A 14134-nucleotide genomic window follows, 5' to 3' on the forward strand; every position below is an offset into this window, starting at 1 on the left:
TCGCTGCTCGATGGGGCTCACCCAGAAAATCCTCCTCTTTACCGGCGTCCTCGTGGTGGCCCTGGTCGTGACCAGCCTCGCCTTCACGACCTTCCAGGCCGAGCGCCTGGCCAACGAGAGCATCACCCGCGCCCTCCAGGAGACCCACCAGGTCTGGGAGACCTTTCAGGCCGACCGCTACAACAAGCTCAAGCTGGGGTTGAGGGTGCTCGGCAACGACTCCCCCTTCAAAGCGGCGTGCGAGACCAACGATCCCGCCACCGTGTACGACATGCTCCAGGAGCGGGGCAAGGACCTGGGAGCAGATTTCTTCGTGGCCACCGACCCCGGAGGGCGGGTCATCGCGCGCAGCGACCGCCCGGGGGCGGAAGGCGAGAACCTGGCTTCAGACCCGATCGTGCAGAAGCCTCTGGAGGGGGTGGAGTCCGCCACCGTCTGGCGGCAGGGGGACAAGCTCTACCACGCGGTCTCCGTGCCCATGGCCTTCGCGGGCAAGCTGGTAGGCGTGCTGGTGGCCGGCTACGCCATCAATGAGGCCCTCGCCAACCAGCTCCGCATACTCACCCACAGCGAGGTGGCCTTCGTGGTCGAGCCGCCGGACGGGCCGCCGCAGCTCTCCGTCTCCTCGCTGGGCCCGGAGGAGGCGGCGTTGCGCGCCGTGCTGGGCCGCCCCGAACTGCGGACCGAGGGCAAGGAGCCCTTCCAGGTGGAGCTGGCCGGGGAGCGCCACGTCGGCATCCGCGTCCCCTTGAAATCGGCCTCCGGGGCCACGGTGGGCTCGATGGTGGCCCTGCGCAGCATGGCCGAGGAGACGGCCTCCTTCCGCCAGTTTCGAAGCAGCCTGGTCCTGGTCTCGCTCGTGGTGACCGCCCTGGGCCTGGGGCTGGCCTACCTGGCCGCCTCAAGCATCTCGGGCCCCGTGCGCCGGCTCGTGGACCTGGTGGAGCAGGCCCGGAACGGCTCCTACTCGGGGGTGGTGTCCGTGGACACCCACGACGAGATCGGCGTGCTCGCCCGCGCCTTCAGCGCCCTCCTCTCCGAGCTCAAGGAGAAGGAGCAGATGATCGGCTTTCTACGGGAGGGGATGACGCTCCTCAAGAGGGGCGGCAACTTGCCACTCGATCCCGGAGCGACGGAGTCGGGCACCGGCGCCACGGTCGCCCTCAGCAGCGTCGCCGCCGCGGCCGCCCTGACGATCGGGCGGGGATTCGCGGGGCGCTACGAGATCCTGGGCGCGGTGGGGCAGGGGGGCATGGGTGTGGTCTACCGCGCGCGCGACCGGCAGCTCGACGAGGTGGTGGCCCTCAAGGTCCTGCGCCTGGACGTCCTCCGCGAGGACGCCACCCTGCTCGACCGCTTCAAGCTGGAGATCAAGCTGGCCCGCAAGATCACCCACCGCAACGTGCTCCGGACCCACGACTTCGGCGAGGCCGACGGCATCTCCTACATCTCCATGGAGTACCTGGAGGGAGTCACCCTCAAGGACCTCATTCGGAGCAAAGGCCCGTTGCCGCTGCAGATCGGCCTCTCCATCGCCAAGCAGATGTGTCACGGACTGGAAGCGGCCCACCTCCAGGGCGTCGTGCACCGCGACATCAAGCCGCAGAACGTGCTCATCCTGCCCGAGACGGGCGAGCTCAAGATCATGGACTTCGGGGTCGCGCGCATCTCGGAGGTGAAGAGCGATGCCTCGGGCCTCACCGCGGCGGGGGCGGTGGTGGGCACGCCCGATTACATGCCCCCCGAGCAGGTCCAGGGGCAGCCGGCTGACTTCCGTTCCGACATCTACTCCCTGGGTGTTGTTCTCTTCGAGGTCTTCACCGGCGCGCTGCCCTTCACGGGCGATACGGTGGTGGGAATCATGCTCGGCCACATTCAGACCGCGCCTCCCCCGCCCCGCACGTTGAACCCGCGGCTGGCCCCGGCTCTGGAGGCCCTGATCCTCCGCTGCATGGAAAAGAGCCCGGCCCGCCGGTACGCGAAGGTGGGCGACATACTTGCGGACCTGGCCAGCATCTCGTCGAGCGTCGAAGCCGCCTGACGAGACCCCGCTCCCCCGTCGGGGCTACCCTCCAACCGCCTCTTGGAGCCCGCGCGGATGTCCGAGGATTTGCCCGGGACCCGCCCGTTCCTTGGGTGCGAACGATCTCTTTGCCCAGCCGGCAGCTCGGGTCGCTGCGCATGGCTCACTTCATGTCAATGCCGTGTGGCCGCGCGGGCCCGGTGGGAACGCTGCGTTGAAATCCACATCAAAACGCGGATCCAATTCCAAGTGATCTTTGAAAACCTTGATCACGTGTACGTGGTGGTCGCCTTCAAAATGGATTTTCCCGAAGTCGTCCTCATTGAGGAAGTAGTCGGTGACCACCAACCGCTTATCGTCGTCCGTGAGCGCAGTGTCGTGCGGGCCGGCGTTCTCGCCCAGGTTGACAATTGATGACGGCAAGAAAGTTTCAGGGGCCAGGCGGGCCTGGTCGCCTGCCCACACGTGCAGAGTCTTGGCCCGCTTGGTGCGGTCGCCGTCGCCGAATTCATCGTCACGGGCGAGCCCAGTGCCGGCGAGGGCCAGAACGAGCAGAACCAACGTCGATACCAGGGATACAGCATGCCGTCTGCAATTCGCTTTCATCTTAGTCCTTTAGCTACTCCGGACCAGTTTCCGGGGCACGACGCCCTCGGGCGCCCGTAGAGAGCTCTCCCTACAGAGGAGGCGGAATCGTCACCCCCACTAGTCCCGCCCGATTGATGGCCTCTTGAATCAGGCCGCTGTGTTTGGCCCTCTCGACGAACCCATTGAGGTAGCCGAGGGCAGCCGGACTGTTCGGACTGACGTTGATGCCGAGATAAAACGTCGCGAAGTCGTCGGGTAGGACACGGCCGGACGGCATTTGCGCAAGAAAACCGAACTCCGTGTCGCGGGCGCCCGCGAAGGCCTGAACGGCGCCCTGCCGCAAGGCCCCGAGGGCCTCGGGCACGGTTGGGAATCGCAAGAGCACGGCCGACCGCAGGTGCGTGGTCAGGTACAGATCGGGGGAATTGCCTTGGGCGACCGACACGCGGACGCCCGGGCGGTCCACATCGCCCACCGCCTGGAACGGCGAACCCGCGGGAACGAGGTAGCTATTCTCCACCCCGATGTGGGGGTGCGCGGTGGCGAGGTTCGGAGCCGAGGCCGTGAATCCCAGGACCCATTCCCTTTGATCGAACCCCCGCAGGAGCGGCGGAATCCCGCTGTAGGCGATGAATGCCACATCGGCCTCCAGATCGGCCGCGATCACACAGGCGAGGTCAATGGCCACGCCATGGAGGGTGCCGGAGCCGTCGCGGCTCGCGTTGTTGGGGTTCCCATAGTTCACGCCCACGCGCAGGATGCCGTCGGGCGCGAGTTGGGCGAGGTAAGCGGGCGGGTGTGGGTTGCCGCGGCGGACCCGGGCGGTGTCGGATCCATGAATGGTGCATTGCGCGTTCCGTGAGATGACTTGGGTCGCCGCCTGACCAACCGGGTCGGGCGCCACCGGACTGACCGACGGGTGCGTGCCGCAGGCCGCGGTCGCGCAAACGGCGACGACAATCGCGGTGATGACGACGCGGTTCTTGTGGTGCATGGCAGATCTCCTTTCGAGTTCGATCTGTGCGCAATGTCGGCCGGATCGGCGTGCTCCGCCATGGACGGGATCTCATCCCGCTCCGATTTGAGGCTGACCCAGTAAGTCGTTGTGGGGGCAGGAGAACACGTAGCGACCGATCCCTCCGGCGCGCGGTGCTACACTCCCCCCGGTGACAGGAGTGGACACCCACGCCCGCGCGCGCTTCGGCACCTTCGAGCTCGATCGGCGGACAGGAGAACTCCGGAAGGACGGGCGCAAGGTCAAGCTTCAGGAGCAGCCGTTCCGGATCCTGGAGCTCCTGCTCGCGGATCCCGGCGAGGTTGTCACCCGGGAACAGCTGCGCACGACGGTCTGGCCCGCCGACACCTTCGTCGATTTCGACGACGGCCTGAACAGCGCTATAAGGAAGCTCCGCCAGGCCCTCGACGACTCGGCGGAGAACCCCCGCTTCGTCGAGACCCTCCCCAAACGCGGCTATCGATTCATCGCTCCCCTTGCCGTGGAGTCGGGGAGAGGGGAGGAATCAGAGCCGCCCGCGCGCGACCCGATGCACGCGTGGCTGCCTGCACCCTGGACCAGACTCCTGGTGGGCCTCGCCGTGCTGGCCGTGGTCGCCGCGTCCGCGGCCATCTGGTGGCCCCAACTCCAGGGGTCTCGGCCCGTGCGCTCGATCGCCGTGCTACCCCTCGAGAATCTCTCCCGCGATCCCGATCAGGAATACTTCGCGGACGGCATGACCGACGAGCTCATCACCAACCTCGCGCAGATTCCGTCCCTTCGAGTGCTGTCCCGCAGCGCGACGATGCCGTACAAACGGGCCCGGAAATCCGTGCGGGAGATCGCGCACGACTTGAACGTGGATGCGGTTGTCGAGGGCTCCGTGCTGCGGTCTGGAAGCGAAGTGAGGATCACCGCCCAGCTCATTCAGGGCGCCACCGATCACCATCTCTGGGCGCAGTCCTATGAGCGGGACGCCCGCGAGGTATTGACCCTGCAGCGAGAGGTTGCGGACGCCATCGCGCAGCAGGTACGGGCCCGCACCGTACGGTCTTCGCCGACGGCACCACCGTCCGCCCTCCGCTCGGTCAATCCCCAGGCGCACGAGTGGTACCTGCTGGGCCGGTACCACTCCAGCAAGCGCGACGGGGAGGCCCTCGACCGTTCCATCGAGTGCTTCGAGAAGGCGATTGCGATGGAACCCGGATTCGCGCCCGCCTACGCGGGCCTGGCCGGCGCCTATCGCGATCGCGACATTTGGGCCGGATTGGGCATCGGCACCCACGCCTCGGAGGTGCGGGCAGCCGCGCTCAAGGCGCTCGAGCTGGATGACACGCTGGCCGAGGCCCACTACGAGTTGGGCGCAGTGCGCTTCCAGTACGATTGGGATTGGCCCGGCACGGAAGCCGAGTACCGGCGAGCTCTCGAGTTGAACCCAAACCTGGCCGCCGCCCACTCGGGCTATGCATTTTTGTTTCAATCGCTGCGACGCCACGCGGAAGCAATCGCAGCGGCAAAGCGGGCCACGGAGCTCGATCCGCTCTCGCCCACGGCCATCAGCGACGAAGGCCGTATGTACTACCGGGCTCGACAGTACGACCGAGCCATCGAGCGGTATCAGCGCGCGCTCGAGTTCGATGCGACGTTTCGACCCGCGTTGAGCCGCCTCGCGGAGGCGTATGCGCAGTCGGGGCGGTACGCGGAGTCGCTGGCCACCCTGGACAAGCTGCGACTGGTGCACGGACCCCGCGAGCCCCTGGCCCGGCCGCTGGGTCGCCTCTACTCCGTGATGGGCCGCAAAGCGGAGGCGCTGGCGATCGCGCATCAGATTGAGGCAGAGGGTGCGGCGGGCGGCGAGCCGTTTGCCCTGGCCGTGATCTACAGCGGGCTCGGCGACTACGATCGCGCCATGGCCCACGTCGAGCGCGGGGTGGCGGCGCGATCCATGCTCCCGTTCACGCTCGTGGATCCGATGCTGGATCCGCTGCAGGCCCTTCCGCGGTTCAAGGCGCTGCTCACCAAGATGAACCTGCCTACGGACGACGCCGCCCGCTAGAGGTCGTAGGGGTGGGGGCGGGGGTCAGACCGACGCCGTCGTCAGCTGCTCGCTGAGAGCGGCCAGAGCCCGGTTCAGCTCCCCGGGCACACGATCTCCGAACTGGTCAAAGAAGGCCCGGAGCTGGGGCACCTCGGCCGCCCACTCCGATCGGTCCACCCGGAGCAGCGCTTGGCGCTTGGGGGCGGACAGATCGAGTCCGTCCCAGTTGAGGGCGGCGGCGGCAGGAACGAGGCCCACGGGGGTGTCCGTGGCGGCACCCGTGCCCTTCACCCGCTCAATCATCCAGAGGAGGACCCGGAGGTTCTGGCCGAAGCCCGGCCAGAGGAGCCGCCCATCGTCCCCGGTTCGGAACCAGTTGACTTGGAAGATGGCGGGCGGCCGTCGCAGCTGCGCCCCCATGTGCAGCCAGTGGCGGAAATAGTCGGCCATGTTGTAGCCGCAGAAGGGGAGCATGGCCATCGGATCGCGGCGCACCACGCCCACCTTGCCGGTGGCCGCAGCCGTCGTCTCCGAGCCCAAGGTAGCGCCCAGGAAGACGCCGTGCGCCCAGTCCCGGCTCTGGATGACGAGGGGTGTCACCCTCGCCCGGCGACCACCAAAGACGATGGCGGAGAGGGGAACCCCGCCCGGATCCTCCCAGCGAGGGGAGATGCTCGGGCACTGGCGGGCGGCTACCGTGAAGCGAGAGTTGGGGTGGGCGGCCTTGCCGCTCCCGTCCCACCTCTTTCCCTGCCAATCGATGAGATCGGCGGGCGGGCTCTTGTCCTTGCCTTCCCACCAGGGGATGCCGTCCGGCGTCACCGCCACGTTGGTGAAGATGGTGTCGTGGGTGATCGTGGCCATGGCGTTGGGGTTGGTGTCGGGGCCGGTGCCGGGCACCACCCCGAAGAAGCCGGCCTCCGGGTTCACCGCCCAAAGCCGCCCGTCCTCGCCCGGGCGCAGCCAGGCGATGTCGTCTCCTACCGTGCGCACGCGGTAGCCCTGGGCCTCGAAGGGCGAAACCAGCATGGCCAGGTTCGTCTTGCCGCAGGCGGAGGGGAAAGCGGCAGCGACGTAGTGGGTCTCGCCGTCCGGGAGGGTCAGCTCCAGGATCAGCATGTGCTCCGCCAGCCACCCCTGGTCACGGGCCAGCCTGCTGGCGATGCGCAGGGCGAAGCATTTCTTGCCCAGGAGGGCGTTACCGCCGTAGCCGGAGCCCACACTCCAGATCAGCCGCTCCTCCGGGAAGTGGACGATGTACCGCCGATCAATGGAGAGGTCGCCCGTGGAGTGCAGCCCGGGCACGAAGTCCTCGCTCCCTCCGAGCTGGTCGAGGGCGACCCTGCCCATGCGGGTCATGATCTCCATGTTGGCCACAACGTAGGGGCTGTCCGTGACCTCGATGCCCACCTTGCTGAATGACGAACCGGGGGGGGCCATGAGGTAGGGGACCACGTACATGGTCCGGCCCTTCATCACCCCCGAAAACAGCGGCCCCACCCGTTTGCGGGCCTCATCCGGCGCCATCCAGTTGTTGGTGGGACCGGCGTCCTCCCGGGTGCGGCTGGCGATGAAGGTGAGGTGCTCGGTGCGGGCCACGTCCGAGGGATGGCTGCGGTGAAGGGTGCAGCCCGGGGCCTTCTGGGGATGCAGGCGGATGAGGGTCCCGTCCGCGAGCATTCCCTCCCGGAGGCGCTCTTTCTCCGCCCCCGATCCGTCGCACCAGACGACGCGGTCCGGTCGCACCGTCCCCGCGACCTCCTCGACCCAACGCTCGGCTGGTGTCATCCCGGGACCTCGCGGCTTTGGCTGCCGCAACCCCCAACGGCGGAGAATCAAATTCTAGGGTCGCCTCGCGCGGGGTGTCAAACGCGCGGCGGAGGGCCTGGCTCGCCACCGGAATCGGTGGCCCCGGGGGCCGGGGAAGCCTGCAGGTAGCGGCTGGGTAGGGCGTGGCCGAGGCGTCCGGCCAGGGCCCGCGAGGCGGCGGCCACCCCCTCGATGTCGACGCCGGTCTCGATCCCCATCCCCCGGAGCATGTAGAGCAGGTCCTCGGTGGCGAGGTTGCCGCTGGCCCCCGGCGCGTAAGGGCAGCCCCCGAGGCCGCCCGCCGAGCTGTCCACGATGGCAATCCCCTCCTGGAGCGCGGCCAGCACATTGGCGAGCGCGGTGCCCCGGGTGTCGTGGAGGTGCACGGCCAAGGCGGAGCCGGGCAGCGCCTCAGAGAGACAACCCATCAGCGCCGAGACCTGGGAGGGAACGGCCACCCCGATGGTGTCCCCGATCGAGATCTCGTGGCACCCGGCGTCGAGGAGGCGACGCGCGACGTCCAGGACCTTGGCCGGCGGCACCGGACCTTCGTAAGGGCAGCCGAAGCAGGTCGACACGTAGCCCCGCACCCACATCCCCTCCGCCCTTGCCTCGGGGAGGAACTGGGCGAAGCGCGCGAACGACTCGTCGATGGTGGCGTTGATGTTCTTCTGGTTGAAGGTCTCGCTGGCCGCGGTGAAGATGGCGATCTCGCGCACTCCCGCCTGCCGCGCCCGTTCGAAGCCCTGGCGGTTGGGAACGAGCACCGGGATACGGGCCTTGGCCTGGGGGGCCACCCGCCGGAAGACCTCGTCGGAGCCCGCCATCTGAGGCACCCAGCGGGGAGAAACGAAGGCCCCCACCTCCACCACCTTCAGACCCGCCGCCAGGAGCCGGATACAGAAGGCGACCCGTTCCTCCACGGTCAAGGGCGTGGCCTCGTTCTGGAGCCCGTCGCGGGGCCCCACCTCCACCACCGTCACGCGCGGGGGCAGCCTCACTCGATCTCCACCAGCACCACCCCCGGGCTCACCATGTCTCCCACCGTCACCGCCAACGAGCGGACGGTTCCGTCCCGTGGCGCCCGAAGGGTGTTCTCCATCTTCATGGCCTCGACCACCAGCACCCCGTCCCCCCGGTGCACGGCCTGGCCGGGGGCCACCATCACCGCGATGACCTTCCCCGGCATGGGTGCCTCGAGCGCGCCCCCCGCCAGCCGCGGCCCAACCGGGCTGCCCTCCGCCTCTTCCCGCAAGCGGTAGACGACACCCCTCCAGGATAGGTGGATCTCGCTCCCGCCACGGACGCAATGGAAGGTCTCCACCCGCGTCCCTTCCCGAAGCACGTAGGTGCCGGGGACCACCTCCGTGACCGCGAGGGAGAAGGAAGCGCGTCCCACCTGGACCTCGAGGCCGTCCGCACCCTCCCGCACGGTCACGTCGCGCCGCTCCTCCCCGCAGCGGAGGCGCACGTCAGCGCTCCCCCAGCCGCCAGGGGCCGAGGGAAGCCCAGGGGTCTGGCGCCTGCCCGCGGGGCAGAGCCCCCGCTCGGAGATGGAGCGCGGCCGCGAGCGCGGCCAGGGCCTCGTCGGGCGGGGAGGGCGGCGGCGGGGGCACCCCGAGGTGCTCCTCGATGAACCCGGTGTGGAGCTCACCGCTTCGGAACGCCGGGTGGTCCAGGATGGCCTGCAGGCGGGGGAGGTTGGTGACCACGCCGAGGACGGCCGTGCGGCGTAGGGCGTCCGCCATTCGCTCGATGGACTCCGCGCGGACGCGGCCCCGGGTCACGAGCTTGGCCAGAAGGGGGTCGTAGTGGACGGTCACCTCGGCGCCCACGTCGAGGCCGGAATCGACACGCACGCCCGGGCCTTCGGGCCAGGCCAGGTGCAGGATTCGCCCCGGCGAGGGCAGGTCGCCATGCTCGGGGTCCTCGGCATAGAGCCGGCACTCCAGGGCGTGGCCGCGCCCCCCGACTCCATCCGGCCCGAAGGGCAGCTCCCACCCCGCCGCGATTTCGATCTGCGCGCGCACCAGATCCAGGCCCGTCACCGCCTCCGTGACCGGATGCTCCACCTGCAGCCGCGTGTTCATCTCCAGGAAATGGAATCGACCCCCGGCGTCGAGCAGGAACTCCACCGTCCCCGCATTGACGTAGCCCGCGGCGCGGGCCGCCGCCACCCCCGCCGCGCACAGCGAGGCGCGCACGCTGGGGGTGAGGGCGGGGCTGGGCGTCTCCTCGACGACCTTCTGGTGCCGCCTCTGGATCGAGCACTCGCGCTCCCCGAGGTGGACGACGCTCCCGTGGGCGTCGGCCAGAACCTGCACCTCCAGGTGGCGGGGGCGCTCCAGGAAGCGCTCCAGGACCACGGCGTCGTCGCCGAAAGCCGCGCGCGCCTCGCGGCGGGAGGCCGCGAGGGCAGGCGGGAAATCCTCCGCCCTACCGACCACGTGCATCCCCTTGCCCCCGCCGCCCCGCGAAGGCTTGATCATCACCGGCCAGCCGATGCGGGTGGCTTCGGCGAGCAGGGTCCCGTCCTGCTGGTCGTCGCCGTCGTAGCCCGGCACCACCGAGACTCCGGCCGCGGCCATCAGCCGGCGGGCCCCCCTCTTGTCCCCCATCCGCCGATGCACGGCCGCCGGGGGTCCGATGAAGGTGAGGCCCGCGGCCTTGACCGCTTCCGCAAAATCACCATTCTGGCTGAGGAAGCCGTAGCCGGGATGGAGCGCGTCGGCCCCCGTGACCCGGGCCGCGGCCAGGATGGCGGGGATGGAGAGGTAGGAGCGCTCGGCCTCCGCCGGCCCCAAGAGGACGGCCTCGTCCGCCTCCCGTACGTGCCGGGCCCCCCGCTCCACCTCCGAGTAGACGGCCACGGTAGGGATGCCCAGGACCCGACAGGTGCGAGCGACGCGCACGGCAATCTCGCCGCGGTTCGCGATCAGGATCTTGCGGAACGGGGCCATAGCCCATGGTACCGTCATCCGCCGGTACGCGCCCTTCCCGGGGTGCCTCGGGAAGCGCGCGCCCCCCGAGGGGCAGCTAGGGCAGGGCGAAGCGGCCGATCCAGCGGTTGTCGAGGGTCCCCAGGTAGAGGCTTCCTTCGTGCTCCCGGGCAGTGGTGATCTGCCGGACCCGCCGACCCCCGGGATCCTGGAAGCTGCGGATCAGATGGCCTTCCGCGTCTAGCTCCACCACGAGGCCGTAGGGAGCGGGCTTCGGCCAGGTGAACCTCGGCAACTTTGCGAGGAGGCTTTTCGCCCAGGGGTGGGGGTGGAGGGCGTCCATGAGGTCGTTGCGCACGGTGAAGAGAGCGACCCAGAAGGTGCCGCGGGGGGAGCGGTCCAGGTTGTCCGGGAACCCGGGCAGGCCCTCCGCGAACGTGTCCGCGGTGCCCGCACGGGCGCCCCGGAGCCAGTAGCGTGTGATTCGATAGCGGTAGGTCTCGTTGACGAGGACGAAGCTCTCGTCCCGCGCGAGGGAGACGCCGTTGGCGAAATAGAGGCCGCGCAGGAGGACCCGGGTCTGTTTCGAAACGGGGTCGTAGCGCAGGAGGCGACCGTACGGCCGGGACTCGAGCAGGTCGTAGAGGTACTCGCTTTGGCCAAACCTGGAGCTCGAATCGGAGAAGTAGATGGTGCCGTCGGCCGCAATGTCCAGGTTGTTCGTGAAGCGGAAGGGAATGCCCTCGGCCTCGGTGGCGAGCACGTTCACGCGGCCCTCAGGATCGATGGCGAGGAGCCCGCGGTCCGAATCGCAGACCACGAGGTTCTGGGCAGGGTCGAAGCGGAGGCCCAGAGGCCGGCCGCCCGTGACCGCGAATTCCTCGGGGGAATCGTCGGGCAGGCGGAGGCGCAGGAGCGTGCCATCCGCGGTGCCCGTGTAGAGCCGGCCCTGGCTGTCGAAGGCCAGATCCTCGGGGCCATGGACCTGGCCCTCGGCCAGGAGTTTCGCAGTGGCGAGGGCGTCGTTGGGTGCTAGAGGACCCGCGAGACGGGGCTTGGGGGGTGGGGCGTAAGCGACGGGTGAGATGGGCGCGGGAAGGGACAGGAGAAGGAGGAGGCCCAGCCCCAGGAGGGCGGCCGCACCCCCGAGAAGACGCCGCCCCAACCTACTTCACCCAGGATGGCTTGCGCTTCTCGAGGAAGGCGCGCATGCCCTCTTGACCCTCGGGGGAGACCCGGAGGTCGGCAATGCGCTCCACGGTGTAGCGCTGGACCTCCTCCACGCGTTTCCAGGCCACCTCGCGGATGAGAGCCTTGGCCTCCGCCACCGCGCGGGGCCCGGCCTGGAGCAGCTCCTGGACGCGCCCCTCGACGGCGGCGTCGAGGTCCTCCGGGGGGACGGCGGCGCGAACGAGGCCGATCTCCGCCGCCCGCACCGCCTCGAAGCGCTCCCCGGTCAGAAACAGCTCACGCGCGGCCGACTCCCCGATCTTGCTGATCACGTAGGGCGAGATCACCGCGGGAACGATCCCGAGCCGCACCTCGGTGAACCCGAACTGCGTGCCCAGGGCGGCCACCGGGATGTCGCAGGCCGCGACCAGGCCGGAGCCGCCCCCCAGGGCGGCACCCTGCACGCGGGCCACGATTGGCTTGGGCGAGTTGTAAACGGTGAAGAAGAGGTCGGCCAAGGCCTGGGCCTCGCGCAGGTTCTCCTCGCGCGTGAATGCGGCGGCCGCCTTCATCCATTGCAGGTCGCCCCCGGCGCAGAAGGAGGGCCCTCGGCCCCCGAGCACGACGACCCGGACCTCGTCCAGAGATCCCAGATCGAAGAGCGTCTTTCGCAGCTCCGTGACCATGAGCCCGTCGAACGCGTTCCGGGTCTCGGGTCGGTTCAGCCAGACGCGGGCCACGGGTCCGTCCAGCTCCAGCTGCAGGCGTTCCAGTTCCACGTCTCGTCCTCCGGCCGGCGAGGGAGCGGAGTATGACATGCCATCCGCACGGGGGCCAACCGGGCCACAGTGGGGTCAGGATGCATGGGCGTTTCGGGAACCGCTTCTCGCCCCGCAGTCTGCGTCACCCCGGCGCGGGCCCCGGGAGCAGATCCCCAGTCACCCCCATCCTGCTCTAGGCAAGTTCCCGAACACTGCCACCTGAGTTCCTTCTTCCGGCCCAGGTAGTGCTCGGTCGTCTGGACGGTGGAGTGGCGTAAGAGAAATTGGTTCCCGGCCGTGGCCGGCGGCCAAAAGATGCTTGTCGAGCTTGCTTTGGGAGGATTTATGGCACGGGCCAAGCTGTCGAAGACATTTGCTGCAAAACTCCAGAAGAGTAGGAACAAGGGCGGGTGGACGTATGTGGTCATGCCCGGCTCGGTCGAGTTCTTCGGGACGAGGGGACTGGTGAAGGTCCGCGGCACTATTGACGGGCACCCCTTCCGGAGCTCGTTCATGGCCATGGGTGATGGCACGCACAAGCTGCCCGTAAGGGCCGCAATTCGCGAGGCCATTGGTAAACACGAGGGCGATCGTGTCACTGTGCGTTTGCAGGAGCGGCTTCAATAAGTAGGGTTGGGCTATACCCGACCCCCTATGATCCCGCTCGATCGAGCCCGGAGGAGTCCATGATCCCTGTTGTGCTGGTCGCGCTGCTCGCCACCTCAGCGTCGGCACCTCCCTTCTCTGCGCAGGCGGACCCCGAGCTCACGGCGCGCCTAGAGCGCTCACGCAGTGCCCACGGCATTCCGGGCATGGGCGCCTTGGTCCTTCGTGGAGACCGAATCACGATCGCGGTGGCGGGCAAGCGGCGCGCCGATGGGGACGCCCCTCTCGTGGCCGCGGACACCTTCCATTTGGGCTCCGACACCAAGGGCATGACCGCGTCGGTCGTGGCGCGGCTTGTGGAAAGGGGTCGACTGCACTGGGACGAGACGCTGGCGGAGGCGCTTCCGGAGCTGGCGCCGAGGATGGATCCGGGATTCAAGGTCGTCACCCTGGACATGCTGATGAGGCACGTGGCCGGTCTGCCCACGGGCGACGCGTTCACCCCAGAGTTCACGGCCGGGTTCGACGACGAGCATTGGCCGATCGCCAAGCAACGCAGCTGGATGGCGGAGCGGTTTCTGTCGCGTCCGCCCAAGGAGACACCGGGCACTCGCTTCGCGTACTCGAACTACGGGTATCTGATCCTCGGCCACGTGGTCGAGCACGCCAGCGGCCAGACCTGGGAGGAGCTGATCCGCGAGGACGTCTTCGCTCCTCTCGCCATGACCGGCTGCGGGTTCGGCCCGACCGCGACGTCCGTACACCCCGAGGGGAACTGGGCTCACGACGTGAAGAACGGTGCATACGTGCCAACCGAGGAGGACAATCCGCCGCTGATCGGCCCCGCCGGCACCGTCCACTGCCGGCTCGTCGACTGGGCCCGGTTCGCGGCCGCGCACGCGGGCTTAGGTCCCCCCGGGTGGCTGACGGAGGCCTCGCTCGCCTATCTTCACGCGCCGAAGGGTTTCGAAGGCGTACCGCCCGACAAGGCCATCGCGCTGGGCTGGGGCGTGACGCGCACCCAGCCGCCGCGCCTCACTCACGCCGGCAGCAACGGCTACAACCACGCGGAGATCGTGGTGATCCCGCAATTGCACGCGGCAGTGCTGGTCACGTGCAACGCGGGCGACGAACGGGCCCGGGCCGCGGCGAAGGAAGTGCTCGATGCGCTCGTCGAGGGGATCGGGGTGTCGAGCGAAGGCCATG

12 protein-coding genes are annotated in these 14134 nt (G+C 68.9%); 4 read left to right on the forward strand and 8 right to left on the reverse strand.

Annotated elements, in window-relative coordinates:
* The first annotated feature begins 10 nt into the window (after positions 1-10).
* Positions 11-2041 carry a protein kinase gene (locus tag VN461_21175; GenBank protein HXB57290.1) on the forward strand — a complete coding sequence of 677 codons (2031 nt, stop codon included), beginning with the start codon at positions 11-13 and terminating at the stop codon, positions 2039-2041.
* 150 nt (positions 2042-2191) lie between these two features.
* On the opposite strand, the gene VN461_21180 is transcribed toward VN461_21175, so the two are convergent.
* The gene (locus tag VN461_21180) at positions 2192-2629 is read right to left on the reverse strand and encodes a hypothetical protein (protein HXB57291.1); all 438 of its coding nucleotides are present in this window, start codon (positions 2627-2629) and stop codon (positions 2192-2194) included.
* Between the two features lie 70 nt (positions 2630-2699).
* A complete protein-coding gene (locus tag VN461_21185; GenBank protein HXB57292.1) occupies positions 2700-3605 on the reverse strand; it encodes a transporter substrate-binding domain-containing protein in 906 nt (301 codons plus the stop codon).
* A gap of 181 nt (positions 3606-3786) precedes the next feature.
* On the opposite strand from VN461_21185, the gene VN461_21190 reads away from it, so the two are divergent.
* On the forward strand, positions 3787-5661 hold the full coding sequence (locus VN461_21190) for a winged helix-turn-helix domain-containing protein (protein HXB57293.1): 1875 nt from the start codon (positions 3787-3789) through the stop codon (positions 5659-5661).
* Between the two features lie 24 nt (positions 5662-5685).
* Here the strand turns inward: VN461_21190 and VN461_21195 are convergent, their stop codons facing one another.
* The 6 genes from VN461_21195 to VN461_21220 form a co-directional block, all read right to left on the reverse strand.
* Positions 5686-7431 carry a phosphoenolpyruvate carboxykinase (GTP) gene (locus VN461_21195; GenBank protein HXB57294.1) on the reverse strand — a complete coding sequence of 582 codons (1746 nt, stop codon included), beginning with the start codon at positions 7429-7431 and terminating at the stop codon, positions 5686-5688.
* A 77-nt stretch (positions 7432-7508) separates the two neighbouring features.
* Positions 7509-8453, reverse strand: coding sequence for a hydroxymethylglutaryl-CoA lyase (locus tag VN461_21200; GenBank protein HXB57295.1), 945 nt, complete (start codon positions 8451-8453; stop codon positions 7509-7511).
* Positions 8450-8923, reverse strand: a complete 474-nt coding sequence (locus VN461_21205; GenBank protein HXB57296.1) for a biotin/lipoyl-containing protein — start codon at positions 8921-8923, stop codon at positions 8450-8452. Before VN461_21205 ends, VN461_21200 begins: the two co-directional genes overlap by 4 nt.
* 1 nt (position 8924) lies before the next feature.
* Positions 8925-10430 carry a biotin carboxylase N-terminal domain-containing protein gene (locus VN461_21210; GenBank protein ID HXB57297.1) on the reverse strand — a complete coding sequence of 502 codons (1506 nt, stop codon included), beginning with the start codon at positions 10428-10430 and terminating at the stop codon, positions 8925-8927.
* Between the two features lie 58 nt (positions 10431-10488).
* Positions 10489-11556 (reverse strand): SMP-30/gluconolactonase/LRE family protein, encoded by a 1068-nt coding sequence (locus tag VN461_21215; protein ID HXB57298.1) that lies wholly within the window; start codon positions 11554-11556, stop codon positions 10489-10491.
* A 1-nt stretch (position 11557) separates the two neighbouring features.
* A complete protein-coding gene (locus VN461_21220) occupies positions 11558-12340 on the reverse strand; it encodes an enoyl-CoA hydratase-related protein (protein HXB57299.1) in 783 nt (260 codons plus the stop codon).
* A gap of 327 nt (positions 12341-12667) precedes the next feature.
* Here VN461_21220 and VN461_21225 point away from each other — a divergent pair, with 327 nt between their 5' ends.
* Both VN461_21225 and VN461_21230 read left to right on the forward strand, forming a co-directional pair.
* The gene (locus VN461_21225) at positions 12668-12949 is read left to right on the forward strand and encodes a DUF1905 domain-containing protein (GenBank protein HXB57300.1); all 282 of its coding nucleotides are present in this window, start codon (positions 12668-12670) and stop codon (positions 12947-12949) included.
* A 59-nt stretch (positions 12950-13008) separates the two neighbouring features.
* On the forward strand, positions 13009-14134 hold a 1126-nt coding region (locus tag VN461_21230; GenBank protein HXB57301.1), incomplete at its 3' end, for a serine hydrolase domain-containing protein.

The sequence above is a fragment of the Vicinamibacteria bacterium genome, from assembly GCA_035570235.1.
Lineage (GTDB): Bacteria > Acidobacteriota > Vicinamibacteria > Fen-336 > Fen-336 > DATMML01.